Source organism: Rhizobium croatiense, assembly GCF_019793465.1.
In the GTDB taxonomy this organism is placed as follows: domain Bacteria; phylum Pseudomonadota; class Alphaproteobacteria; order Rhizobiales; family Rhizobiaceae; genus Rhizobium; species Rhizobium croatiense.
The window spans coordinates 131,271-154,950 of record NZ_JAILYJ010000013.1; the positions used below are offsets into that span (position 1 = coordinate 131,271).

22 protein-coding genes and 1 tRNA gene are annotated in these 23,680 nt (G+C 62.9%); 8 read left to right on the top strand and 15 right to left on the bottom strand.

The window, feature by feature from the left end:
• Positions 1 to 12: 12 nt before the first annotated feature.
• From K6M89_RS21025 to obgE, 3 genes are read right to left on the bottom strand one after another with little or no spacing between them, the layout of a single operon-like run.
• Positions 13 to 1,296 carry a glutamate-5-semialdehyde dehydrogenase gene (locus K6M89_RS21025; RefSeq protein WP_222140830.1) on the bottom strand — a complete coding sequence of 428 codons (1,284 nt, stop codon included), beginning with the start codon at positions 1,294 to 1,296 and terminating at the stop codon, positions 13 to 15.
• Positions 1,289 to 2,458, bottom strand: a complete 1,170-nt coding sequence (gene proB, locus K6M89_RS21030; protein ID WP_097583139.1) for a glutamate 5-kinase — start codon at positions 2,456 to 2,458, stop codon at positions 1,289 to 1,291. Before proB ends, K6M89_RS21025 begins: the two co-directional genes overlap by 8 nt.
• Positions 2,445 to 3,533: a GTPase ObgE gene (obgE, locus tag K6M89_RS21035; protein WP_097583141.1), complete on the bottom strand. Its 1,089-nt coding sequence runs from the start codon at positions 3,531 to 3,533 to the stop codon at positions 2,445 to 2,447. The genes proB and obgE overlap by 14 nt, the downstream gene beginning before the upstream one ends.
• A gap of 84 nt (positions 3,534 to 3,617) precedes the next feature.
• On the opposite strand from obgE, the gene K6M89_RS21040 reads away from it, so the two are divergent.
• Complete coding sequence (locus K6M89_RS21040; RefSeq protein ID WP_222140831.1) at positions 3,618 to 4,484, top strand: endonuclease/exonuclease/phosphatase family protein; 867 nt, start codon at positions 3,618 to 3,620, stop codon at positions 4,482 to 4,484.
• Positions 4,485 to 4,522: 38 nt separating this feature from the next.
• On the opposite strand, the gene K6M89_RS21045 is transcribed toward K6M89_RS21040, so the two are convergent.
• The 4 genes from K6M89_RS21045 to rplU form a co-directional block, all read right to left on the bottom strand.
• Positions 4,523 to 5,110 (bottom strand): GNAT family N-acetyltransferase, encoded by a 588-nt coding sequence (locus K6M89_RS21045; protein WP_097583146.1) that lies wholly within the window; start codon positions 5,108 to 5,110, stop codon positions 4,523 to 4,525.
• The gene (locus K6M89_RS21050) at positions 5,107 to 5,763 is read right to left on the bottom strand and encodes a GNAT family N-acetyltransferase (protein WP_222140832.1); all 657 of its coding nucleotides are present in this window, start codon (positions 5,761 to 5,763) and stop codon (positions 5,107 to 5,109) included. Before K6M89_RS21050 ends, K6M89_RS21045 begins: the two co-directional genes overlap by 4 nt.
• 125 nt (positions 5,764 to 5,888) lie before the next feature.
• Positions 5,889 to 6,158 carry a 50S ribosomal protein L27 gene (gene rpmA / locus K6M89_RS21055; RefSeq protein WP_003567620.1) on the bottom strand — a complete coding sequence of 90 codons (270 nt, stop codon included), beginning with the start codon at positions 6,156 to 6,158 and terminating at the stop codon, positions 5,889 to 5,891.
• Positions 6,159 to 6,191: 33 nt separating this feature from the next.
• Complete coding sequence (rplU, locus tag K6M89_RS21060) at positions 6,192 to 6,509, bottom strand: 50S ribosomal protein L21 (protein ID WP_003543907.1); 318 nt, start codon at positions 6,507 to 6,509, stop codon at positions 6,192 to 6,194.
• A 303-nt stretch (positions 6,510 to 6,812) separates the two neighbouring features.
• Between rplU and K6M89_RS21065 the strand changes: the two genes are divergently transcribed.
• Positions 6,813 to 6,902 (top strand) — tRNA-Ser (locus K6M89_RS21065).
• 4 nt (positions 6,903 to 6,906) lie between these two features.
• Here the strand turns inward: K6M89_RS21065 and K6M89_RS21070 are convergent.
• Both K6M89_RS21070 and K6M89_RS21075 read right to left on the bottom strand, forming a co-directional pair.
• A complete protein-coding gene (locus tag K6M89_RS21070) occupies positions 6,907 to 7,200 on the bottom strand; it encodes a hypothetical protein (RefSeq protein WP_222140833.1) in 294 nt (97 codons plus the stop codon).
• 68 nt (positions 7,201 to 7,268) lie between these two features.
• Positions 7,269 to 7,553, bottom strand: coding sequence for a hypothetical protein (locus K6M89_RS21075; protein WP_222140834.1), 285 nt, complete (start codon positions 7,551 to 7,553; stop codon positions 7,269 to 7,271).
• Between the two features lie 40 nt (positions 7,554 to 7,593).
• Here K6M89_RS21075 and K6M89_RS21080 point away from each other — a divergent pair, with 40 nt between their 5' ends.
• The 3 genes from K6M89_RS21080 to K6M89_RS21090 all read left to right on the top strand — a co-directional run bounded on the left by K6M89_RS21080 (position 7,594) and on the right by K6M89_RS21090 (position 12,449).
• Positions 7,594 to 9,036 (top strand): M81 family metallopeptidase, encoded by a 1,443-nt coding sequence (locus K6M89_RS21080; RefSeq protein ID WP_222140835.1) that lies wholly within the window; start codon positions 7,594 to 7,596, stop codon positions 9,034 to 9,036.
• Positions 9,037 to 9,082: 46 nt separating this feature from the next.
• A complete protein-coding gene (locus tag K6M89_RS21085; RefSeq protein WP_222140836.1) occupies positions 9,083 to 10,867 on the top strand; it encodes a gamma-glutamyltransferase family protein in 1,785 nt (594 codons plus the stop codon).
• Positions 10,868 to 11,117: 250 nt separating this feature from the next.
• Positions 11,118 to 12,449 carry a glucoamylase family protein gene (locus K6M89_RS21090; protein WP_222140837.1) on the top strand — a complete coding sequence of 444 codons (1,332 nt, stop codon included), beginning with the start codon at positions 11,118 to 11,120 and terminating at the stop codon, positions 12,447 to 12,449.
• Between the two features lie 103 nt (positions 12,450 to 12,552).
• On the opposite strand, the gene K6M89_RS21095 is transcribed toward K6M89_RS21090, so the two are convergent.
• The 6 genes from K6M89_RS21095 to hglS form a co-directional block, all read right to left on the bottom strand.
• Positions 12,553 to 13,590, bottom strand: coding sequence for an ABC transporter ATP-binding protein (locus K6M89_RS21095; protein ID WP_097583160.1), 1,038 nt, complete (start codon positions 13,588 to 13,590; stop codon positions 12,553 to 12,555).
• Entirely contained in the window at positions 13,587 to 15,254 is a 1,668-nt protein-coding gene (locus K6M89_RS21100; protein ID WP_222140838.1) for an ABC transporter permease, read from the bottom strand. Before K6M89_RS21100 ends, K6M89_RS21095 begins: the two co-directional genes overlap by 4 nt.
• Positions 15,255 to 15,317: 63 nt before the next feature.
• A complete protein-coding gene (locus K6M89_RS21105; RefSeq protein WP_222140839.1) occupies positions 15,318 to 16,340 on the bottom strand; it encodes an iron ABC transporter substrate-binding protein in 1,023 nt (340 codons plus the stop codon).
• 194 nt (positions 16,341 to 16,534) lie between these two features.
• Positions 16,535 to 18,073 (bottom strand): L-piperidine-6-carboxylate dehydrogenase, encoded by a 1,539-nt coding sequence (gene amaB / locus K6M89_RS21110; RefSeq protein WP_222140840.1) that lies wholly within the window; start codon positions 18,071 to 18,073, stop codon positions 16,535 to 16,537.
• Between the two features lie 64 nt (positions 18,074 to 18,137).
• Positions 18,138 to 19,421 (bottom strand): NAD(P)/FAD-dependent oxidoreductase, encoded by a 1,284-nt coding sequence (locus K6M89_RS21115; protein ID WP_222140841.1) that lies wholly within the window; start codon positions 19,419 to 19,421, stop codon positions 18,138 to 18,140.
• Positions 19,422 to 19,488: 67 nt separating this feature from the next.
• Complete coding sequence (hglS, locus tag K6M89_RS21120; protein WP_222140842.1) at positions 19,489 to 20,901, bottom strand: 2-oxoadipate dioxygenase/decarboxylase HglS; 1,413 nt, start codon at positions 20,899 to 20,901, stop codon at positions 19,489 to 19,491.
• Positions 20,902 to 21,004: 103 nt separating this feature from the next.
• Between hglS and K6M89_RS21125 the strand changes: the two genes are divergently transcribed.
• The 3 genes from K6M89_RS21125 (at position 21,005) to K6M89_RS21135 (ending at position 23,665) form a co-directional block, all read left to right on the top strand.
• Positions 21,005 to 21,913, top strand: a complete 909-nt coding sequence (locus tag K6M89_RS21125; protein ID WP_222140843.1) for a LysR family transcriptional regulator — start codon at positions 21,005 to 21,007, stop codon at positions 21,911 to 21,913.
• A 68-nt stretch (positions 21,914 to 21,981) separates the two neighbouring features.
• Positions 21,982 to 22,218 (top strand): Lrp/AsnC ligand binding domain-containing protein, encoded by a 237-nt coding sequence (locus K6M89_RS21130; RefSeq protein ID WP_010029047.1) that lies wholly within the window; start codon positions 21,982 to 21,984, stop codon positions 22,216 to 22,218.
• Between the two features lie 268 nt (positions 22,219 to 22,486).
• Positions 22,487 to 23,665: a glycosyltransferase family 4 protein gene (locus tag K6M89_RS21135; protein WP_222140875.1), complete on the top strand. Its 1,179-nt coding sequence runs from the start codon at positions 22,487 to 22,489 to the stop codon at positions 23,663 to 23,665.
• The last annotated feature ends 15 nt before the right edge of the window (positions 23,666 to 23,680 follow it).

The window sequence follows — 23,680 nt, forward strand, 5'->3', positions numbered from 1 at the left end:
TCCGTCGTCACGTCAAGGTCGGGTCTGTCCGGCACCGCGCACCCGGTATTTGAAGGAGGTGAGCTGCTCGACGCCGACGGGGCCGCGCGCATGCATCTTGCCGGTGGCGATGCCGATCTCCGCCCCCATGCCGAACTCACCGCCATCGGCAAATTGCGTCGAGGCATTGTGCAGCAGGATCGCCGAATCGACTTCGGTGAAGAAACGCTCGACCACCGCAGGGTCCTCGGCGATCACGGCCTCGGTGTGGTTCGAGGAATAGGTCTGGATATGGGCGATCGCGCCCGATATGCCGTCGACGACGGCGACAGAAATGATCGCGTCGAGATATTCGGTCGTCCAGTCTTCCTCGGTCGCCGGCTTGATGCCGGGGGCGACCTTCAGCACCGTCGCGGAGCCACGGATCTCGCAGCCGGCTTCGGTGAGGACGTCGAGCAGCGGCGTCAGATGCGTGCCGATCGCCGCACCGTCGACAAGCAGGGTTTCGGCCGCGCCGCAAATGCCGGTGCGGCGCATCTTGGCATTGACGACGATCTGCTTCGCCATCTCGATGTCGGCGGAAGCATCGACATAGATATGGCAAAGGCCTTCGAGATGGGCAAAGACCGGCACGCGGGCCTCGCTCTGAACGCGGACTACCAGGCTTTTGCCGCCACGCGGCACGATGACATCGATCGCGCCGTCCAGCCCGCGCAGCATGGCGCCGACGGCGGCGCGGTCGGTGACCGGAACAAGTTGGATAGCATGCTCTGGGAGTCCAGCCGCCTTCAGGCCGTCGACGAGGCAGGCATGGATAGCCTGCGATGAACGGCGTGAATCTGAGCCGCAGCGCAGGATCACGGCATTGCCGGCCTTGAGGCAGAGGGCGCCGGCATCCGCCGTCACATTCGGCCGGCTTTCGAAGATGACGCCGATGACCCCGAGCGGCGTGCGGACGCGCTCGATCTTGAGGCCATTCGGCCGGTCCCAGGCGGCGATGACTTCGCCGACCGGATCGGCAAGGGCGGCGATGGCGCGGATTCCCTCGGCCATCTCGGCGATGCGCTTGTCGTTCAGCGTCAGCCGGTCGACGAAGGAGGCGAGCGTCTCGCTGCCTTCGATGTCCTTCAGGTCTTTGGCATTCTCGGCAAGAATATGGGCGCTGTTGGCCAGGATGGCATCGGCCATGGCGTGCAAGGCGCGGTTCTTCGCCTCGGTGGGTGCAAAGCCCAACGGTCGTGCGGCAGCCTTCGCCTTGCGGCCGATGTCGTTCATCAGCGCGTCAATGTCAGGGCTTAGCGCAACGGTATCAGGCATGGGCCGCGTCCTTCCTCTGCCTTTCCAATTTCTGTCTGATCTGTGTGGTCATCACCATGTCGTCGCGATGGACCATGGCGGCGCGGCCGGCATAACCGAGAATGGCCGCGATCTCGGCCGACTTGCGGCCGGCGATCCGGCGGGCGTCCTCGGCATCGTAGCTTGCTAGACCGCGGGCGATCTCGCGACCTTCAGGGCCGACGATCGCCACCGTATCGCCACGGCTGAACAGGCCGGAAACGCTGCGCACGCCGGCTGGAAGCAGGCTCTTGCCGGCCCCGAGGGCGACGACGGCGCCGTCATCGACATGCAGTTCGCCGGCCGGCTGCAGCTGTCCGGCGATCCAGATCTTGCGGGCGGTCACCGGCGTGCCCGAGGGTGCGAACCAGGAGGAGCGGGCGCCGTTTTCGATTGCCGACAGCGGGCTGTCGGTCTTGCCGGAGGCGATGATCATGGCGCAGCCCGATGTCGTAGCGATCTTGCCGGCATCGATCTTGGTGCGCATGCCGCCGCGTGAAAGCTCGGATGCCGCACCCCCGGCCATCGCCTCGATGTCAGGGGTGATTTCGGCGATCGTCTCCAGGAAGGCCGCATTCGGATCGAGATGCGGCGGCGCGGTATAAAGACCGTCGATATCGGAAAGAAGGATGAGCAGATCGGCGCCGGTCATCGTCGCGACGCGGGCCGCCAGGCGATCATTGTCGCCATAGCGGATTTCGCTGGTCGCGACCGTGTCGTTTTCGTTGATGATCGGCACGGCGCCGATTTTTAAAAGCTGGTTGATGGTGGCGCGCGCATTGAGATAGCGGCGGCGCTCTTCGGTATCGCCGAGCGTCAACAGGATCTGGCCGGCGACGATCTCGTCGCGCGACAGGCTTTCCGACCAGGCACGCGCGAGCGCGATCTGGCCGACGGCGGCGGCCGCCTGGCTTTCCTCGAGCTTCAGCGCGCCGGAAGGCAGGTCGAGCACCGAGCGGCCGAGCGCGATCGCGCCCGAGGAAACGACGAGCACATCGATCCCCTTGGCCTTCAGTCCGGCAATGTCGGCACACATGGCGTCGAGCCAGGCCTTTTTCAGCCCGGCCTTGCGGTCGACGAGGAGGGCCGAGCCGATCTTGATGACGATGCGGCGGTAGCGGCCGAGCGGCTTACGGTTGGTCATCGACCCCATCCTCGCCCGTGTCCTCTTCGGAGACGATCATGTCGCGATGCCTGAGCTTCGGCACCTTGGCCGGCTTTTCCTCGGCATTTTCTTCGACGATGATATCGCGCAGCGCCCGCAGGACCTCGGTCATGCCCTTGCCAGTGACGGCCGAAATCTGGAACGGGGTCTTGCCGCAGGCCTTGGCCAATTCCTTCGTCTTCTTTTTCAACTCGGCCTCGTCGAGCACGTCGATCTGCGACAGCGCCACAATCTCCGGCTTCTCGGTGAGATCATTGCCATAGGCTTCGAGTTCGTGCTTGACCGTCTTATAGGCTTTGCCGACCTTTTCCTCCTGGGCGGAGACGAGGTGGAGCAGCACGCGGGTGCGCTCGACATGGCCGAGGAAACGGTCGCCGATGCCGACACCTTCATGGGCGCCTTCGATCAGGCCGGGAATGTCGGCCAGAATGAATTCCCGTTCGTCGATGGTGGCGACGCCGAGATTGGGATGCAGCGTGGTGAAGGGATAGTTGGCGATTTTCGGCCGGGCGCGGGTGACCGACGCCAGGAAGGTCGATTTGCCGGCATTGGGCAGGCCCACGAGACCGGCATCGGCAATCAGCTTCAGCCGCAGCCAGATGGTCTTTTCCTCGCCGGGCAGGCCGGGATTGGCCCAATCCGGCGCCTGATTGGTCGAGGTCTTGAAATGGGCGTTGCCGAAGCCGCCATTGCCGCCATGGGCGAGGCAGTAACGCTGGCCTTCGACGGTGAGATCGCAGATAAGCGTTTCCCGGTCTTCTTCGAAGATCTGGGTTCCCACAGGCACTTTGAGCGTCACGTCGCTGCCATTGGCGCCGGTGCGGTTCCTGCCCATGCCATGGGTGCCGATCGTCGCCTTGAAATGCTGCTGGTAGCGGAAATCGATCAGCGTATTGAGGCCGTTGACCGTCTCCACCCAGACATCGCCGCCGCGTCCTCCGTCACCGCCATCGGGGCCGCCGAACTCGATGAATTTCTCGCGCCGGAAGGAGACGCTGCCCGCGCCGCCGTCTCCGGATCGGATATAGACCTTTGCTTCGTCGAGAAATTTCATTTTACTTCCAGTATCCGGTGGCAGTTGGACGGCCCGTCTTGGCCCATTCGATATAGGCGGTTCCGACGGAGGTCAAAGATTATCGTGAATTTTGCGAGCTATAACATACAGTACGGCTTCGGTCTCGACGGCAAATACGATCTCGCGCGCATCGCCAGGAGCCTCGAAGGCGCCGACGTCATCGCGCTGCAGGAGGTGACCCGCGGCTTCTTGCGCAACGGTTTTGCCGACATGGTCGCCGATATTGCCGCCCTCTTTCCCGACCATTTCTGGGTATATGGGCCGGCCTGCGACCTGCATGTCGAGGCTGATCACGGCAAGCCCGCGCCGGCACCCGGCACGCGCTTTCAGTTCGGCAATATGGTGCTGTCGCGCTGGCCGATCGCCTCGACCCGGACGCTGCTTCTGCCGCGCAGCCGCACGCTCGGCAAGATCAACCCGCAGCGCGGCGCGACCGAGGCGGTCATCACAGCGCCCGGGGGCGCGATCCGCGTCTACTCCGTCCATCTCGACCACGTTTCTCCCGACGAACGCATCCGCCAGCTGCAATTCCTGAACACGCATATCAATGCTTTCGTCCAGGAGGGCGGGTCGCTGACGGGAGCGGCCGAATTCGATCTGCCGGAGCCGCCGCTGCCGGAGGATTACCTCATTCTGGGCGATTTCAACATGGAGCCGGAATCGCCGGAATATTGCGCGCTTGCCGGTGCTGTCGGCGGATATTACGGCCGCGTCGCCAGGATCGGCACGCCGGTCGACGCCTTTGCGGCGCTCGAAGCTTACCGCTCCGAGAGCTACAGCTGGATGGATCCCGAGGATCACGGCAAACGCATGCATCTCGATTATTGCTTTGTCAGTTGCGGCCTCGTGAGCCGGTTGAAATCCGCCCGGATCGACACGCAATCCGTCGGCTCCGATCATTTCCCGCTCTGGGTCGAGATCAGCGATTGACCGAGACGCCGCGGGTGGCGGCGTCTCTTTTTCTTCGATTAGGCAACCTTCCGCGGTTGCAGCATGCCCGGCTGCAGCACGGTTTCGATGTGCGACACCATGGTGTTGCGGGCGAAACAATAGATTTCGCCGCAACCCGTCATGCGGAACCCGAGCTTTTCCTGCAGCCGCAGCGAAGCCGGGTTGTCGGCGAAGACGCCGGAATGGATCGGCGTCTCCGGCATGCGGCGCGAGAAGCGCTCGATGATCGCCGCCACCGCCTCGCTCATATAGCCGCGCCGCCAGTAGTAGCGGTTCAGCCAGTAGCCGAGGTGCCAGCGGCCATGGCGCAGCTCGATCGAGACGTTGCCGATATGGACATCGTCCTGACCGGTGATTGCCAGGGGCCAGTCGGGCAGGGTGCCCGAGGTGACCGGCATCAGCCAGTCGAGCGCATCCTGCCGGTCGAAGGGCGCGGGAACGCGGGACAGCATGCGCGTGACCGCGAAATCGGAAAGCGATTCCGCGATCGCAGGCGCATCGCTCAGCCTGTGCGGGCGGAGCGTCAGCCGTGATGTCGAGATGACAGGCGCGGGGCCGGGCATCATCGGCCTGGTGTCCGGCCTTTGCAGCGCGGTCGTGCTCATGCGATGTTCCCCCAGCTTCTCAGCGACATCCAGGTCTTGCGGTCGAGCCTGTACCATTCCACAGGCACGTTGCTGCCGAGCGCCAGCGAGGCGGCAAGCCCCGAGCCCTGGAACTGGAAGCCGCACTTCTGGATGACGCGCCGCGAGGCGACGTTCATCACCCGGCAGCGGGCGTCGATCTGGTCGACGTCCTGACGGGTCCTGAACACCATATCGACCAGGGCATGGCAGGCCTCGGTCGTATAGCCCTGGTTCCAATAGGGCTCGCCCAGCCAGTAACCGATCTCGACGGTTTTGCCGTCGGTATGCGGTTCCACGCCGCAGCAGCCGATGAAGGCGCCGTTTTCGGCTTTGGTGATGGCATAGACGCACTTACCAATCTCGCCATTTCGCGTACGCCAAACAAAGTCGGCGGCATCATTGGCGGTATAGGGGTGCGGCATACGCGATACCATGGTGGCGACTTTGGCGTTGTTGGCGAGATGGGCAAGGGCGTCGATGTCTTCTTCGTGGGGCGCGCGCATGACGAGCCTTTCCGATAACAAGACAGGGCAATCGGTCCTTAACCGTTCAGGCCTCAGCCGTTCTACGGGAGACCGCTGGTCTTCCCGGGGAGACCGTGATTGGTCTGCCCTCAACAATTCGCCTTGCATGTTCAGTCCTCCTGTTTGGACAAAGAAAAAGGGGAGATGGCGCCCCATCTCCCCTGTTTTCTGGACTGAACCTGGTACGGCCAGCCGGGTCGATGAGACGCCGGCTGTTTTTGAGCGCTACCGGCTTATTCCGCTGCTTCCGCTTTCGGCATGACAGACACGTATACGCGACCGTTGGCCTTCGTTCGGTAGTTCACATTGCCGGCGGTAAGCGCAAAAATCGTGTGATCCTTGCCGAGGCCGACGTTGGAACCCGGATGCCACTGCGTACCGCGCTGACGCACGAGGATGTTGCCTGCGATGACGGCTTCGCCGCCGAACTTCTTCACGCCAAGGCGCTTGGATTCGGAATCGCGACCGTTGCGCGAGGAACCGCCAGCTTTTTTGTGTGCCATTGGAGTTCTCCTTTAAACCTTGTCCCGTTGATCTTACTTGGCAGCCACGATGTCCGTGATACGGACGACCGTGTGATGCTGACGATGGCCGCGCGAACGCTTCGAATTCTGACGGCGGCGCTTCTTGAAGGCGATGACCTTCTTGCCGCGGTTCTGTTCGACGACTTCTGCCTTGACAGAGGCGCCGGTTACGAAGGGCGCACCGATCGCAGCGTCGGCGCCTTCGCCGATCACGAGCACTTCGGTGAATTCAATGGAATCGCCAGCGGTGGCTTCCAGCTTTTCGATGGTCAGCACGTCATTGGCTGCCACACGGTACTGTTTACCGCCGGTCTTGATGACTGCGAACATTTTTTATCCTTTCATGTTCGTTCCGGCGCTCCCCGCATCGGAGCAGGTGGCCGTCTTTTTATCAGTCTAGGTTAAGCAGGGATTTCAGGGAGCTAGCCCGGAATTCTGGTCTGCCGGTGAAACCCCGCGCGAACGCGGGGCGGGCAAGGGGCGGATTACTCCACTCCTATTGCGGATGCGGGATACGCGAGTGACAGAAAGGTGTCAAGGCAAAAGGATGGAAAAGCTTGAGATTTCGGCTTGCCAACCTGTCATAGGCTCGTTATGAGAACGCCCGCGCCGAACAAGCGCCGACCTGACCGCGGAGAGGTGGCAGAGTGGTCGAATGCACCGCACTCGAAATGCGGCATACCTGCAAGGGTATCGTGGGTTCAAATCCCACCCTCTCCGCCATTATCTAATGCTCAATTCGGACAATGTCCTGCTGCTGAAGCCAGTGGAGGGCGTTCTGCCTTTCCACATAATATGCCGAGGATGACCGCGCAAAAGGACTGGTCGTCGTCAATATCTGCTCGCTCGCACCCGGAGCGGAGGACGTTTTTCCGGGTTCTTCCGCGACAATGCGCTCCCCATCATGCTGGCCGCCGGTGCGCGTATCGACGCGCTGTTCATGACCGAGCGACGCAGCAACGGCTTTACGCGGCTGCCGGTTCGCGAGGGAGAAACGGTCTTCGTTTGGTTCGAATGTCATCCGGATTAAAACGCGGCGGCCGCTTACCAGAACCGGTTGCGGCAGAATCCGATCTGGATAGTCGAGATTTATCCGCGGATGAACAGCCAGTGCTGGCGCCGGATCGATGTCGCCCGCCTGACGCCGACGTCGCGGTCGCTTTGCGGGTGGTAAGCGACTTTATCCAATCCACTAGTCTCCATCGCGCCTCCCGGAACCTTCATGAGGTGATTCCGGGTCATCGATGCCGGCTGACACTCGAATGAAATTTGTCCTTTATTGCGGTTGATCGGTTCGTTTTGCGAACTATCATCAGGATCAGAGAGCGGCGCGATCGTCGGATCGACGCCGCCCGATCTCCAGTTCACCGCCACCCCTGCTTTCTGATTGCTCCCATATCAACCGAGGTTTCCCATGCGCATCGCCGTCGGTGGCATTCATATCGAGTGCAGCACATACAATCCCGTGCTGAACGAAGAGAGGGATTTTCGGGTGTTGCGCGGCGAGGGGCTGCTGGATTCGGCCTATTTCGCCTTCCTGAGGGACTATGATGGCGAATTCCTCCCGACGATCCATGCCCGGGCCATTGCCGGCGGGCCGGTTTCGCGTGCCACCTATGAGGCGTTCAAGAGCGAATTCCTCGAGCGGCTGAAGCCGCTGCTGCCGCTCGATGGCCTCTACCTCGCCATGCACGGCGCCATGTATGTGGACGGCATGGAGGATGCCGAAGGCGACTGGATCTGTGCGGCCCGCGCTCTGGTCGGCGAGCAATGTACGGTTTCGGCAAGCTACGACCTGCACGGCAATGTCACCCAGCGCATCATCGATGCGCTCGACATCTACTCGACCTATCGAACTGCGCCGCATATCGATGTCGAGGAGACGATGCGCCGCTCGGTCTCCATGCTGGTAAGGAGCCTGAAAACAGGCATGAAGCCGGTTGTTCTCTGGGCGCCGATCCCGGTCGTGCTGCCGGGCGAACGCACGAGCACCGTCGATGAGCCGGCTAAGAGCCTCTATGCCATGCTGCCCGAAATCGATGCGATTGATGGTGTCTGGGATGCGTCGCTGATGGTCGGCTACGTCTGGGCCGACGAGCCGCGCGCCACGGCTGCCGCGATCATGACGGGCACCGATCGGGCCGTGCTCGAGCGCGAGGCCCGACGTCTCGCAAAAGCCTATTGGGATGCCCGTGAAAATTTTGTCTTCGGCTGCGAGACCGGATCGGTCGAGGAATGCGTCGCCAGGGCGATCGCCAGCCCGACGGCTCCTGTCGTGCTCGCCGAATCCGGCGATAACCCGACCGGCGGAGGCGTCGGGGACCGAGCCGACGTCTTGGCCGAGCTGATTTCCAGAAACGCCAGCGGCGTCGTCTTCGCCGGCATCACCGACAAGGCGGCGACCGCAGCCTGTTACGCCGCCGGCGTGGGTACCGAGCTGGAACTCAGGGTCGGCGCCTCGCTCGATACCAAGGGCAGCAAGCCGGTCATGGCCCGTTTCATCATCCGGTTCCTGCACGAAACGTCGGATCCGGCCGACCGCCAGGCGGTGGTTTCGACCGGCGGCATCGATCTCGTGCTGTCGGCCAAACGGCGGCCCTACCACAATATTGTCGATTTCACGCGGCTGGGTCTCGACCCGCATGCCGCCAAGATCATCGTCGTCAAATCCGGTTATCTTTCGCCGGAACTGGCGCCGATTGCCAATCCGAACCTCATGGCACTGTCGGAGGGCGTGGTCGATCAGTTCGTCGAGCGCCTGCCGCGTCTGCGCAAACAGCATCCAACCTATCCTTTCGACAAGGATTTTGCCTTCGAGCCGCAGGTCTTCCTCTCCGCGCGGTCACCGCAGGCTTGAGATTTCACCGAAGCCGGCGAGATAATTCCCAAAAAGGATGTTCGGCATGACCGGATTTACGACCCGACCTGAAATTCTCGGCACGTTCGGCGTCGTCACGTCGACCCACTGGATCGGCTCCGCGGTCGGTATGAGCATTCTCGAAAAGGGCGGCAATGCCTTCGATGCCGCGGTCGCGACCGGCTTCGTGCTGCAGATCGTCGAGCCGCATCTCTGTGGCCCCGGCGGCGATCTGCCGGCGGTGATTTATTCCAGGAAGAAGGACAAGGTCGAGGTCATCTCAGCCCAGGGGCCTGCACCCGCGGGCGCGACGATCGAGCACTATAGGCGCGAAGGCCTCACGCTGATCCCGGGTGATGGCCTGCTTGCAACGGTCATTCCCGGCGCCTTCGACGGCTGGATGCTGATGCTGCGCGACTACGGCACGATGAGCGTGCGCGAGGTGCTGGAACCGGCGATCTTTTACGCCGAGCACGGCCATCCCTTGCTGCCGCGCGTCTCAGCGACCATCAAGGGACTTGCGGCTTTCTTTGAAAAGGAATGGCCGACATCCCACGAGACCTGGCTGCCGGGCGGACGTATCCCCGAAGCGCAGGCGAATTTCCGCAATCCGGCGCTCGCCGAAACCTGGAAGCGCGTCATTGCCGAAGCCGAGGCAAAAAGCGATCGGGAAGCACAGGTGCAGGCGGCCCGCGACGCTTTCTATCGCGGCTTCATCGCCGAAAAGATCGACGCCTATCTGAAGACCGCCGAAGTGATGGACGCAAGCGGCAGCCGCCACAGGGGCGTGCTGACCGCCAACGACATGGCGGACTGGTCGGCAACGACCGAGGAACCGCTGACCTATGATTATCACGGCTGGACCGTCGCCAAGACCGGTCCCTGGGGCCAGGGTCCCGTCTTCCTGCAGGCGCTGTCGATCCTGAAAGATTTCGACCTCGCCGCGATGAACCCGGATGGGGCCGAGTTCGTTCATACCGTCGTCGAGGCGATGAAGCTCGCCTTCGCCGACCGCGAGGTCTATTACGGCGATCCCGGTTTTTCCGAGATCCCCGTCGCGCATCTGCTGTCGGAGACCTATGCTGCCGAACGCCGCAAGCTGATCGGCGCAGACGCCTCCCTCGATCTTCGCCCCGGCATCGTTCCGGGCTTCGAGGCACAGCGTGATCTGACGATGAATATGCTCGGCGCCCATTCCAAGACCGGCGCCGTCTACGAGCCCACCATGGCGCATCTGTCCGAAAAGCGCGGCGACACCGTGCATATCGACGTAATCGATCGCGACGGCAACATGGTCTCCGTTACCCCGTCCGGCGGCTGGCTGCAGTCTTCGCCGACCGTGCGCGGCCTCGGCTTCTGCCTCAACTCCCGGGCGCAGATGTTCTGGCTGAAGCCGGGCCTGCCGACCTCGCTTGCGCCGGGGAAACGGCCGCGCACGACGCTGACGCCGTCACTCGGCCTCTATGAAGGCCGCCCGACCCTTGCCTTCGGCACGCCGGGCGGCGATCAGCAGGAGCAATGGCAGCTTTCCTTCTTCCTCCGCCATGTCAATCACAAGCTGAACCTGCAGGCGGCGATCGATCGGCCGCTCTTTCATACCGCCCATTTTCCGAGCTCCTTCTATCCGCGCACCCGCGAACCCGGCAACCTGATGGCGGAAGAGAGCTTTGGCTCGGATGTGCTCGGCGCGCTCGCGCGGAAGGGTCACAAGCTGACGATTACCGACGCCTGGACGATCGGCCGGCTGACTGCCGCACGGCGCGATGCCGACGGGCTGATGCGCGCCGCAGCTACCCCGCGGCTGATGCAGGCCTATGCGATCGGCCGATAGGCGACCGCCTTGCAGGGCGCTGTAAGGCAATAAGCATTGGCGGAGATAAGCTGTGCCGCCGCGGCGCGGCGCCCTCTTTTTGCTGCACCGCTTATATGACTTATGCTAGATATTATTTCACCGATAATTGTTAACGACCGATACCCGTCGTTTGTGTTCTCTTATCCTTGCGAATCAAAAAGGTTTGATTTGCCGGGGGACGGCCCTCATGTTCAACCATGGGGGCGATGCAACAGTTGGGTAGGAGCCTATGCTGCAACGGATTGAAGACATTGATGCCGCCCTGGTCGACAGGTTGCAGTATTCGGCATTCAAGTACTTCCTAAAATATTCCAATCCCGAGAATGGCCTAGTGGCGGATACCTCGATCGGCGGCGTGCCGGCGAGCATCGCGGCCGTCGGCTTTGCGCTTTCCTCCTATACCGTTGGTGCCGAACGCTGCTGGATCACCCGCAAGGAAGCGGCCGAACGCACGGTCAATACGCTGCGTTTCTTTGCCGAGGCGCGCCAGGGCGAGGAACGTCATGCGACCGGCCACCGCGGCTTCTTCTACCATTTCCTGCACATGGACACCGGCAACCGCGCCTGGAACAGCGAGCTTTCGACCATCGACACCGCTCTGCTCGTTGCCGGTATCCTGACATCAGCGCAATATTTCGATCGCCAGGATGAGACCGAGACCGAAATCCGTGAGCTCGCGACCTTCATCTACGAACGCGTCGACTGGCGCTGGGCGCTGAACAAGGGCGACACCATTTCCATGGGTTGGAAGCCCTCGTCGGGCTTTCTGCGCTGGCGCTATCACGGCTTCGACGAGGCGATCATCCTTTATGCCCTGGCGCTGGCATCACCGACGCATCCCATCCCGCAATCGTGCTACGACGCCTTCACGTCAAGCTATTCCTGGATGATGCACGGCGAACAGCCCTATCTCTATGCCGGCCCGCTGTTCATCCATTTGTTCTCCCATGCCTGGATTGATCTCCGCGGCATTCGGGACAGGCCGATGGCGGAGCGGAACTGGGATTATTTCCGCAACACGCAGGTGGTCATCAACGTCCAGCGTGACTATGCCGAGCGCAATCCCGGCCAGTTCGTCGGCTACAACAGGAATATCTGGGGGTTTTCCGCTTGCGACGGCCCGCCGCCGACCCGGCGCATGCGCGGCGGCCGCCAGCCGAAGGTTCTGGGTTATGCCGCGCGCGGTGCGCCGCTTGGCCCGGATGACGGGACGATCGCGCCCTGGGCGGCCCTCGCCTGCCTGCCCTACGACCGGCAGGCGGCTCTCGACGGCACCAAGGCACTTTTGACCAACTATCCCAACCTGCTCTTGGAGGGCGGCTTTCCCGGCGGCTTCAACCCGACGGTCAAGACCAAGCGGCCGGAAGGCTGGGTCGACGATCGCACCGTCGGCATCGACCAGGGTCTTGTCGTCATGACCGTCGAAAACGAGCGTTCCGACTTCATCTGGAGACTGATGCGGCAGTCGCCGGTCATCCGCCTCGGACTCGAGCGCGCCGGTTTTGCCGGCGGCTGGCTCGAAGGCATCGAACCGGAAGAGCTGATACGCAAGGTCGGCTGAGCAATGCATGTCGCCCGGAAGTGTGCAGCGGTTCCGGGGTAACGACATGCATAAAACAAAGAACTAAAGCGCTTCGCATGCATCAAATTCGATGCGACGCGCTTTACCGTTCGAAGACATGCGCCTTGCCTGATATATCGAGGCGAACGAGATCGCCGCGCGAGGGAAGGGCGACGCTCGAGGTCTTGATCCGGATCGGCGGCAGGGCAACGCCATCGAGCGAAACGGCAACGGTGCAGACCGCGCCGCCGAATTCCACCTCGACGACACGTCCACCATGATCGCGATCGCTTTCATCGGCAATGACACGGATCTGTTCGGGCCGCAGCATGATCTCCGCCTTGCCCTGCCGGCTGCCGTCGACCGCGACGCGGCCGAGGGCGCAATCGGCTTGGCCGTTTCGGATGATGGCGGGCAGCAACACCGCATCGCCGAGGAACAGCGCCGTCTCGCGATCCCTGGGATGCAGATACAATGATTGCGGCGATCCGGCCTGGATCAGCCGCCCTTCCCTTAACACCGCCACCTGATCGGCAAAGCTCAGCGCCTCTTCCTGATCGTGCGTCACCAGAACGGCGGTAATGCCAGCTGCCTGCAGCACGCGCGCCACCACCTTGCGCATGTTTTCCCGCAAGCCGGTATCGAGCGCCGAGAACGGCTCGTCGAGCAGCATCAGCCGCGGCTTACGGCCGAGCGCGCGGGCAAGCGCGACGCGCTGCTGCTGGCCGCCGGAAAGCTGGTGCGGGCGCCGCGCCAGCATGCCGCGATCGAGCTCGACCATATCGAGCAGATCGATGATGCGCTTCTCGCGATCCACAGCCCCCTTCTCGAAACCGAAGCCGATATTCTCGGCAACGCTCAGATGCGGAAACAGCGCTCCGTCCTGCGAGACGATGCCGATACCGCGCTTATGGGCCGGCACCGCGGCCGGACCGTCCGCCAGCACGTCGCCATCCAGGGTCACCCTGCCGGCGTCGGCTTGCTCGAAGCCGGCAATGATGCGCAGCAGCGTCGTTTTGCCCGAACCTGACGGCCCGACGACGGCGGTGCGGCTGCCCGCCTGCACTTCGAGGGAAATATCCTTCAGCGCCTGGACCGGCCCGTAACGCTTGCTGATGTTCTCGATCGTAAGCATCGTCATTGGCCGGCGGTCCGTTTCGATTGCGTATAGAGCGTCAGGGTGAGCGGCAGCGACAGCACGATCATCATGAAGGCGTAGGGGGCGGCGGAGACATAATCGATTTCGCTGGTCAGCGACCAGAATTTCGTCGCCAGCGTATCGACGCCATTGGGCGAAAGCATCAGCGTCGCCGTGAGTTCATTGGTGATGCCGAGTGCGGCGAGCGCCACGCTGGCGGCGGCCCCGGGCGCTGCAAGCCGCATGGTGATCTGCCGCACCGCCTGGCCGGGAGTGCGGCCGAGACCCATCGCGGCGCGCTCCAACTCCACCGGCGCCTGGGCGATGCTGGTGCGCAGCCCGACCATGGCGCGCGGCAGAAAAAGCATCACATAGGCGACGAGCAGGGTTGCGAAGGTCTGATAGAGCGGCAGCATCAGGCGCACGGTGATCGTCACCAGCGCCAGCGCCACGACCACACCCGGCAGCGAGCCGACATAATAGTGGCAGGCTTCGAGCAGGCGCTGCAAGCGGCCGGGTGCACGCACCGACAGCCACGCCATCGGGGCCGCGGCTATCGTCGCCAGCACGCCGCCGGCAAGGGCAAGCACGATCGTCTGCGCGAAGGCGCTGACGACCTCGATACGCCAGATCTCGCTGCCGCCGAGATAGAGCCAGCGGCCAAGCGTCACCAGCGGCACGCCGAGCGTCAGCACCGCCAGGACGACGGGCAGCGCGATGGCCGGCACCACGAACCAGCCGAGACGCCGGCGATCGGCCGGACGCGGTGAGCCGGCGCCGACGCGGGCATAACGTTCGTTGCCGCGCAGCAGCACTTCGAGGCCAAGCAGGAAAAGACAGCAGGCGACGAGCACGCCGCCGAGCATGTTGGAGGCCGGGCTGTTGTAGGAAGACTGGAACTGGTCGACGATCGCCGTCGCAAAAGTGTCGAACCGGATCATGACGAACAGACCGTATTCCGAAAGCAGGTGCAGCGCGATCAGCAGCGACCCGCCGCAGATGGCGAATCTCAGCTGCGGCAGCACGGCGCGGAAGAAGACACGCCAGGGATTGAGGCCGAGCGAGGCGGCGGCATCCTCGATGGCCGGATCGAGACGGCGCAAGGCTGCGGCGACCGGCAGATAGAGGAAGGGGTAATAGGCGATCACCGAAACGAAGATGCCGCTCTGCAGGCCGCGCATGCCGGGAATGAGGCTGACCCAGGCATAGCTGTGCACGAAGGCCGGCACGGCGAGCGGCGCGATCGCCAGCCAGGCCCACAGCCTGGCGAAAGGAACATCCGTCCGCTCGGTCAGCCAGGCAAGCGTCACGGCCAGCGCGATCGACAGCGGAATGGTGATCGATTCCAGGAGAACCGTATTGATGAGGAGGTCACCGACGCGCGACCGGAAGACGAGCGCCTTCACGGTTTCCCAGCCGACATCATAAGTGATCCAGCCGATGAAGCCGAGGGGCACGAGACTGAACAGCGCGACCACGGTGGCGAGGAGCATGACGGATGCGTGCGGTATGCGCCCGCGCGGCAAAACCATTCGCACGGTCCCCGGCGCGGCCGGCGCCTCGCTACCGGATGCGAGCAATCTGTTGTCCTGCAGCAAGGCCGATGCCTTTACACGCTGAAAAAGGAAGGCAACCGCCTTTGAAGGACGGTTGCCGGATTTCGTCATGCCCTAAGGTTTTCTTGAGCCAAAAGCAATAGTTTTGGCTGCTGCAAGCCTGCGGCAGAAGTGTCAGATCAGGCCGGCGGCAGTCATCAGCTCCACGACCTTCTTGCTGTCCAGCGTCGAAGCCTCGACTTTCGGCGCGTTGAGATCGGCGAGCGGGACCAGCTTGCCGTTGGAGGCTGCGTCCTTGCCGATGGCATATTCGTAGGACGTGCCGTCCTTCAGAACGGCCTGGCCGGCCTTGCCGGTGATGAACTTCAGGAAGGCCTGGGCGTCCTTCATGTGCTGGGTGGATTTTAGGATACCGCCACCCGAAACGCTGACGAAAGCGCCCGGATCCTGGTTCTTGAAGTAATGGATACCGACATTCTTGCTGTTCTCGCCGGTTTTGGCCTGATCGCCAAACCAGTAATAGTGATAGATGATCGCGCCTTCAACTTCGCCTGCATTGACCGCCTTCATGGCGACGCTATTGCCCTTGTAGGGGGTGGCATTGTCCTTGAGGCCCTTCAGCCATGCCTTGGTGGCGTCTTCACCCTTGAGCTGCAGCAGCGCCGCGACAATCGCCTGGAAGTCGGCGCCGGCCGGCGCCGCACCCCAACGGCCTTTCCAGGCCGGATCGGCGAGGTCGAGCATCGACTTCGGCAGCTTGTCCTCGGTGAGCTTCGTCTTGTCATAGGCAAAGACGGTGGTGCGGGCGGCAATGCCGGTCCACATGCCGTCGGCCGGGCGGTACTGATCGGGAACCTGATCCAGCGTGTCCTTTTCGACCGGCGCGAAGAGGCCTGCGCCGTCGACCAGTGTCATCGCCGGCGAATTCTCGGTCAGGAAGATATCGGCCGGCGAGGCGTCGCCTTCCTGGATGATCTGGTTGGCGAACTGCATGTCGCTGCCCTGGCGCATAGTGACCTTGATGCCCGTCTCCTTGGTGAAGGCATCGATCCATTCGCGGCCCAGGCTTTCGTGCTGGGCATTGTAGACGACGAGGCCTTCATCCTGCGCATCGGCGATGCCAGCAAGCGCCGTGGCGGAGAGAAGCGATGCGGCAAACGCCAGCACCTGGGAAAAACGATTAAGAGCAGTAGTCATGATGGCCTCCATGGCAATGTCACCCCGAGGGGGTAAGAGGCGTATATTTTTCTTGACTACCTATTTCAAGTTTGGTCGTCAGGAAAAAAACATCACAATATCTTGACCAAATATTTCATATTGCGAGGGAATGAATCCCAATTCAGTCAAAGAGAGGCGGCGCTGTGCGAGCGCCGCCTCTCTCGCTATTGCACTTATTCGACGTCGAACTTGACGCCTTGCGCGAGCGGCAGCGTGCTGCCGTAATTGATCGTGTTGGTGGCGCGGCGCATATAGGCTTTCCAGGCATCGGAGCCGGATTCGCGTCCGCCGCCGGTCTCCTTCTCCCCGCCGAAGGCGCCGCCGATCTCGGCGCCCGAAGGGCCGAGATTGACGTTGGCGATACCGCAGTCCGAGCCGCGCGCCGAGACGAAGGTTTCCGCCTCGCGCATGTCGTTGGTGAAGATCGACGACGACAGCCCCTGCGGCACGGCATTGTGCAGGGCCAGCACCGCGTCGAAATCGCTGTATTTCATCACGTAAAGAATGGGCGCGAAGGTCTCGTGTTCGACCGGTCCGGTCTGATCGGGCATTTCGACGAGCGCGGGGCGAACATAGAAGGCATCGGCCGAACCATTGTCGACGCGTTGGCCGCCGGTCACCTTGCCGCCGGCCGAAGCCGCTTCGCCGAGTGCTGCCTGCATCTTTTCAAAGGCCCGGCCGTCGATCAGCGGTCCGACCAGCGTGCCGGTTTCGAGCGGATTGCCGATGGTGACAGAGCCGTAGGCCTTCTGCAGGCGCGGCACCAGCTGGTCGTAAACGCTTTCATGGACGAAGAGGCGGCGCAGCGTCGTGCAGCGCTGACCGGCCGTGCCCATGGCGGAGAAGGCGACGCCGCGCAGCGTCAGGTCGAGATCGGCGCTGGGGCAGACGATCGCCGCATTGTTGCCGCCGAGTTCGAGAATGGCGCGGGCAAAACGTTGCGATAGCCGCGGGCCGACGGCGCGGCCCATGGCCGTCGAGCCGGTGGCAGAGACGAGCGGGATTTTCGGATGATCGACCAGCACTTCGCCGACCTCGCGGCCGCCGATGATCAGCGTCGAAAGATTGGCCGGCGCCGTGCCGCCTTCGGCGATGAAGCGCTTAAGCGCTTTCTCGAACAGCGCCTGCACGGCAAGCGCGGTCAACGGCGTCTTTTCCGAGGGCTTCCAGACGGTGGAATTGCCGCAGACCATTGCAAGTGCCGCATTCCACGACCAGACGGCGACCGGGAAGTTGAAGGCGGAGATGATGCCGACCACGCCGAGCGGATGCCAGCTTTCCATCATCCGGTGCTCGGAGCGCTCGGTGGCGATCGTCAGGCCGTAGAGCTGACGGGACAGGCCGACGGAGAAATCGCAGATATCGATCATCTCCTGCACTTCGCCCAGACCTTCGGAGGTGATCTTGCCGACCTCGATCGAGACGAGACGGCCAAGCGCGGTCTTGGCGGCACGCAGCTCCTCACCGAGCAGGCGGACCAGCTCGCCGCGCTTCGGTGCCGGAACGGAACGCCATTCGAGGAAAGCCTTGTGCGCCTCTTCGATCGCCGCCTTTGTCTCGGAAACGGTGTGTTCCCTGAGTTTGCCGATTTCCTTGCCCGTCACCGGCGAGGTGACGGAAAGCGTGCCGCCATGATAGCGGCCGGCGTCGACGCCGAGTTCAGCGAGCAGCTTGGCGGTTTCGGTGGCGAGATCGAGGACGGCGATATTCATTGTCGTGGTTCCAATCTTGTTATTCCAGAAGCGAGTTTCGCTTCTCAGAAGCGCTTGTCGGTTCTCAGAAGCGGGCATCGGCGAAGTGGGCGACCTGAGCGCCGGCTTCGTACCATAATTCCTTGAGCGCCCGGAAGCTCGGTTCGGTGGGCGAGGTCAGGGGTAGCGGCAGATCGGCTTCCGAAAGCCGGCCGAGAATATGCTCGGCCAGTGTCCGGCCGAAAACCGTGCCGGGGGCAATGCCGCGGCCATTATAACCCGAAAAGCCGATGACACCGGGCGCGAATTTATGAAAGCGCGGCAGCGCATTGTCGGTCATACCGATCTGGCCGTACCATTCGCATTCGAATTCGACGTCGCCGATCATGGGGAAGAGCCGTTTCAGGGCGCGCTTGGCCCAGCCCTTGTGCACGGCAAGTCCGGTATTGCGCAGCGCCCCGACACTGCCGAAGACGAGACGCCCGGCCTGGTCCATGCGGAAGGAGGACAGAATGTCCTTGGTATCCCATGCGCCCTCCCGTCCCGGCAGGATCGATTGGCGCAGATTGTGGCCGAGCGGCACGGTGGCGAAGTTGAAATAGGGCAGATAGACCTGTTCGTTGCGCACCTGCTCGAAGGGGCCGGTGCTGTAGGCATCGGTCGCGACGATGATCCAGTCCGCGCTGACCTCGCCGTTTTCCGTCTTCACGGTCCAGCGGCTGCCGTTGCGCTCCGTTGCGATGACGGGGCTCGACGTATGGATGGCGACACCCGCCTTGACGGCGGCATGGCCAAGGCCGCGCGCATAGGCCAGCGGCTGCAGCGTTCCGGCGCGCATGTCGAGCAGCGAACCGGTATAGACGTCGCTGCCGATGCGTCTGGCCGTCTCCGCCGCATCGAGCAGCGTCACGGGCGCGCCGCGCGCCGACCATTGCGCCGCGCGCGCCTCGATCTCCTTCAGCCCCTCCGCCCCGACCGCACAGTGCAGTGTGCCGCTGCGTTCGAGTTCGGAGGCAATCGCGTGTCTGTCGATCAGTTCCATGACGAGCTTCGGCGCATTGCCGAGCAGCTCGAGCAGGCGTTCGCCATGCAGCGGGCCGAGCACGCCGGGCAGATCGTCGGGCATCACCCACATGCCGGCATTGATCAGGCCGACATTGCGCCCCGCGCCGCCGAAACCGATCTCCTTTGCCTCCAGCAGCACCACCTCCGAGCCGGCTTCGGCAAGATGCAGGGCGGAGGAGAGGCCGGTGTAGCCGCCACCGACGATGACGACGTCGGCCGATACCGCGCCTGCGAGAGGCGAGGTAACAGGCGGTTCGGCTGCGGTCTTTTCCCAGAGGCCGTGGGAGCGCGGATCATTCAGCATGGTTCAGTCCGATCGGAACGAAATCGCGGTAGTTTAACCCATATGATGAAGCGTTGAAGCGCGCATTTCACGCAACGGTCTTCAGCTGCTGGCCGGCAAGGCCGAGCGCTTCCATCGCTGCATCCAGCGAGGCTGCCTGGCGCTCGGCATAAAGCGCCAGCTCGTCCTGAACGGTGGCGCCGAGTGCGGCCTCGAAGGCGTCGCGGTTCGAGCGCGTCGCATAATTCTGCTGCTGGTCGGTGCCGAGATTCGACTGGAAGATGCCGGCCGCGCTGACGGGCAGGAAGTCTTCGTAGACGATCGGCGAGAAGACAAGATGACCCCTGGCGATCAGCGCTTCCGGATCGCCGGCCAGCGTGCCGTTGACCGCGGCGGCAATGCCTTCTGATGTGGCGGAATAACGGAAGAAGGCCAGGCCCTGCCTGCGCAGCTCGTCCCAGCTGTCCGGCAGCGCCTTGAAACGCTCGGCGAGTTCCTGATCGTAAGCGCCGGCCTTGGCGCCACCGGCGCCGACCCGCACTTCGCCGCGAACCGAGGCGAGCAGCCGGTCGTAGAGCGCCCGGCCCTTGGCCGTCAGCGCCACGCCGCGCTGTTCGATCTCGCCGAAACGGGCGGTATGCGTCCCTTGAACGGCTTCCGCGTCACCGGCAAAGACGATCGCCTCCTCCAGCGCCTTGAAGCTCGTCTGCCGCAGCAGGATATCGCAATGACGACGCGGCGGCCCTTCGATGACGGCCTTCGGCGTGATGCCGCGTTCCGGCATACGGGCCTGGACCGCGTCGATATCGAGCGTGCGCGGCGTCAGATGGTTGATATGCGGGCCTTTAAAGCTGACGACGTCGGCGATCAGCCGATGTGCGTCGTGCAGGCGCTTGTAGGTTTCGGCACTGACCGTCGCCTCGCCGTGCCAACGGAAGGTTTCAAGCGCCTCGGCGACGAATTCCGCCGCTTCCGCTTCGGTGAGGCCGCCATTCTGCTCGTGACGCTCGATCAGCGCGACGGCGCGCGGCGTATAGATGCGCCGCTTTGCCAAAATAGCCTCGGCTTCGCTGCGCAGTCGTTCGTCTTCGATCAGTTCCAGGCGCAGCAGTGAGGTGAAGACGCGGAACGGATTGACGTTGAGTGCCGCCTCGTCGATCGGCCGAAAACAGGTGGAATGGACCGGCACGCCGGCAACCGAAAGATCGTAATAGCCGACCGCCTGCATGCCCATGACGGCGAACAGCCGGCGGATGGTGAAAAGCTCGTCCGCGGTGCCGAGGCGGATGGCGCCGTGGCGCTCGACATCGATGCGTTCCAGCTCGCCGGCGCGGGCCAGGCGCTCGCGCAGAGCCGGATCGCGTTCGAGGCAGCCGGCATTCACATCGGCGACCAGTTCGATCAGCGTGCCGTATTGCGGCACCTCCGTCCGGTACATCTGCGACATCGCCTCGGTGAAAAGCGAACGGATGCGGTCAGTGGAAACGAAGGTTTGCGGCATCTTGAAAACTCCGGCTCATTCCGTTTTTGCAGGATGAAAGTCTTTACAACCGCTGCGAAGCAGGAAATATCGCTAATTCGGAAATAGCTCATTCTGAAACGGAATGATCATGATCACTTCGAGACGCTTTCTGCCGTCGATTTCACATCTCGCCGCCTTCGCGGCGGTCGCTCGCACCGGCAGCGTCACGGCTGCCGCGCGCGAGCTCGATCTGACCCAGAGCGCCGTCAGCCGCCAGGTGAGCGCGCTGGAGGAGCAGCTTGGCGTCGAGCTCTTCCTGCGCGAACGCCAGACCATGCGGCTGACGCTTGCCGGCGACAGTTATGCCCGCGAAATCCGCGAGGCGCTGCGGCGCATCTCGAGCGCCTCCTTGAACCTGCGCGCCAATCCGCATGGCGGCACGCTCAATCTCGCCATTCTGCCGACCTTCGGCACGCGCTGGCTGGCGCCGCGGCTCGGGCGCTTCCTTGCCGCCAATCCCGGTGTGACAATCAATCTGGCGACCCGGCTTTCGCCCTTCGATTTCCGCCTCGATTCGATCGACGCCGCGATCCATTTCGGTCATCCGCACTGGCCTGGCGCCGAGCTCGCCTTTTTGATGTCGGAGCGCACGGTGCCGGCCTGCAGCCCTGACTTTCTGAAGCAGCACCGGATTTCGGAACCGCAGGATCTGCTCACCGTTCCGCTTATGCATCTGACGACGCGCCCGGATGCCTGGGAGCAGTGGTTCGCCGGCAACGGCGTGCCCTTCGAAAACGTGCACGGCATGCTCTTCGACCAGTTCGCCACCGCCGCACAGGCGGCGATCGCCGGTCTCGGCGTCGCCCTGCTGCCGACATTCCTGATGCAGGAGGAACTCAGGCGCGGCGATCTTGTCGCCGCTGTCGATCGGGAGATGGAGAGCCGAGAGCGCTATTATCTCGCCTTTCCGCCCGAACGCGCCGACTATGCGCCGCTTGCCGCCTTTCGCGACTGGATCGTCGCGGAAGCCGCCGCCAATCCGGCTGCGTGAGGAACGGCTTGCATCGGCATGGCGCTTTCGACCATTATATCAGCCAAACAACCTCTGCAGGAAATCCCATGAAGCCGATCTTCGTACAGCTCCAATGCGCCCCCGGCAAAACCTATGAGGTCGCCGACGCCATCTACCAGACCGAACTGGTTTCGGAGCTCTATTCCACCAGCGGCGACTACGATCTGCTGCTGAAGGTCTACATCGAGGAAGGCCAGGACATCGGCAAGTTCATCAACGACAACCTCGCCAATATTCCCGGCATCGTCCGCTCGCTGACGACGTTGACCTTCAAGGCCTTCTAAAGCAATTTCAGCAAAAGTGTGCAGCGGTTTTGCCAGGCAAAGCGCGAGGCGCTTTTGCCGGGAATTGCTTAAAAACAAAAGACAGAGCATTTCCGTGATTCGAAGAAAAACGGAAATGCTCTGAGCTCCGTCAGACGCGGTTAACCCTTTTCGCGAAGAATCGCCTTTCCCAACGTCGCTGAAACTGCAGCTTAACGCCTGAGATATCTCATCGTTGCTATAAGAAGCCGCCTCGACAGGAGGCGGCGTGCGCAGCGATAGGTGGAAAATGGCGATCGTCGAGGCAGACAGGGTGCGCGAGAGGCCGCAGCCGGAAACCGCGCCGCTGATCGTCCATGTCGTGCGCCAGTTTTTGCCCAATCGCGGCGGTCTGGAAGATGTGGTCGCCAATCTTGCCCGCCAGACCGTCCGGCGCGGTTATCGCGTTCGTGTCGTCACACTCGATTCGCTGTTCACCGCACCGAAGGAAAAACTGCCGGCGCGCGAAGACATCGACGGCATCGAGGTGGTGCGCATTCCCTGGTCCGGCAGCAGCCGTTATCCGCTGGCGCCCAAGGTTTTCCGCCATCTGGCCGATGCCGATCTCGTGCATGTCCATGCCATCGATTTCTTCTTCGACGCGCTCGCCTGGGGCCGGCGGCTGCATCGCAAGCCGATGATCGTCACCACCCATGGCGGATTCTTCCACACCCGGAAATACGCCGCGATCAAGAAGATCTGGTTCCGTACGCTGACCCGAGCTTCCGCACTGGCCTATCGGCACGTCGTCTGCTGCAGCGCCTCCGATCTCAAGCAGTTCTCCGAAATCGCGCCGGACAGCCTGCTGATCGAAAACGGCGCCGATATCGGCAAGTTCGCCGGCAGCGCGTCGCAGCGGCCAAGGCGCCGCATCGTCACCATCGGCCGCTTCTCGGTGAACAAGCGGCTGGAGCATCTGCTCGACGCGATGACCGTACTGAAGAGCCGCGATGCGGGTTGGCATCTCGACATCGTTGGGGCCGAATCCGACCTGAACCGGGCTGATGTCGAAGCCGCCATCGAAGGCCGCAACCTTGCCGGCCGCGTCACCCTGTACGTCTCGCCCGACAACAGCGCCATCCGGCGCATCATCGCCGAGGCCTCGCTCTTCGCCTCCGCCTCGGAGTATGAAGGTTTCGGGCTGGTGGCGCTGGAGGCGATGAGCGCCGGCCTGCTGCCGGTGCTGAATGCCAATGACGCCTTTACAATGCTTGCCGGCCGGCATCCCGTCATCAGGCTAGCCGATTTCACCCATCCGGAGACCGCCGCGACAGTGATCGAAGCGGCCTATGAAACTCTTGCGCGCCAACCAGATGTCGTTCGCGCCGAGCTGGTCGACGCCGTGCGCGGCTATTCCTGGGATATTGTCGCCGGACGTTATGTCGATCTTTATCGATCGCTGAACGTCGCCGCTGCCGACCGGATTTGATCCTGCGGCCTGAAA

What these genes read in the sequence shown, in the direction of transcription:
- K6M89_RS21025 (WP_222140830.1), bottom strand. Translation starts at nt 1,296, where the DNA reads ATGCCTGATACCGTTGCGCTAAGCCCTGACATTGACGCGCTGATGAAC.
- proB (WP_097583139.1), bottom strand. Translation starts at nt 2,458, where the DNA reads ATGACCAACCGTAAGCCGCTCGGCCGCTACCGCCGCATCGTCATCAAG.
- obgE (WP_097583141.1), bottom strand. Translation starts at nt 3,533, where the DNA reads ATGAAATTTCTCGACGAAGCAAAGGTCTATATCCGATCCGGAGACGGC.
- K6M89_RS21045 (WP_097583146.1), bottom strand. Translation starts at nt 5,110, where the DNA reads ATGAGCACGACCGCGCTGCAAAGGCCGGACACCAGGCCGATGATGCCC.
- K6M89_RS21050 (WP_222140832.1), bottom strand. Translation starts at nt 5,763, where the DNA reads ATGCAAGGCGAATTGTTGAGGGCAGACCAATCACGGTCTCCCCGGGAA.
- rpmA (WP_003567620.1), bottom strand. Translation starts at nt 6,158, where the DNA reads ATGGCACACAAAAAAGCTGGCGGTTCCTCGCGCAACGGTCGCGATTCC.
- rplU (WP_003543907.1), bottom strand. Translation starts at nt 6,509, where the DNA reads ATGTTCGCAGTCATCAAGACCGGCGGTAAACAGTACCGTGTGGCAGCC.
- K6M89_RS21070 (WP_222140833.1), bottom strand. Translation starts at nt 7,200, where the DNA reads ATGACATTCGAACCAAACGAAGACCGTTTCTCCCTCGCGAACCGGCAG.
- K6M89_RS21080 (WP_222140835.1), top strand. Translation starts at nt 7,594, where the DNA reads ATGCGCATCGCCGTCGGTGGCATTCATATCGAGTGCAGCACATACAAT.
- K6M89_RS21085 (WP_222140836.1), top strand. Translation starts at nt 9,083, where the DNA reads ATGACCGGATTTACGACCCGACCTGAAATTCTCGGCACGTTCGGCGTC.
- K6M89_RS21090 (WP_222140837.1), top strand. Translation starts at nt 11,118, where the DNA reads ATGCTGCAACGGATTGAAGACATTGATGCCGCCCTGGTCGACAGGTTG.
- K6M89_RS21095 (WP_097583160.1), bottom strand. Translation starts at nt 13,590, where the DNA reads ATGACGATGCTTACGATCGAGAACATCAGCAAGCGTTACGGGCCGGTC.
- K6M89_RS21100 (WP_222140838.1), bottom strand. Translation starts at nt 15,254, where the DNA reads ATGACGAAATCCGGCAACCGTCCTTCAAAGGCGGTTGCCTTCCTTTTT.
- K6M89_RS21105 (WP_222140839.1), bottom strand. Translation starts at nt 16,340, where the DNA reads ATGACTACTGCTCTTAATCGTTTTTCCCAGGTGCTGGCGTTTGCCGCA.
- amaB (WP_222140840.1), bottom strand. Translation starts at nt 18,073, where the DNA reads ATGAATATCGCCGTCCTCGATCTCGCCACCGAAACCGCCAAGCTGCTC.
- K6M89_RS21115 (WP_222140841.1), bottom strand. Translation starts at nt 19,421, where the DNA reads ATGCTGAATGATCCGCGCTCCCACGGCCTCTGGGAAAAGACCGCAGCC.
- hglS (WP_222140842.1), bottom strand. Translation starts at nt 20,901, where the DNA reads ATGCCGCAAACCTTCGTTTCCACTGACCGCATCCGTTCGCTTTTCACC.
- K6M89_RS21125 (WP_222140843.1), top strand. Translation starts at nt 21,005, where the DNA reads ATGATCATGATCACTTCGAGACGCTTTCTGCCGTCGATTTCACATCTC.
- K6M89_RS21130 (WP_010029047.1), top strand. Translation starts at nt 21,982, where the DNA reads ATGAAGCCGATCTTCGTACAGCTCCAATGCGCCCCCGGCAAAACCTAT.
- K6M89_RS21135 (WP_222140875.1), top strand. Translation starts at nt 22,487, where the DNA reads ATGGCGATCGTCGAGGCAGACAGGGTGCGCGAGAGGCCGCAGCCGGAA.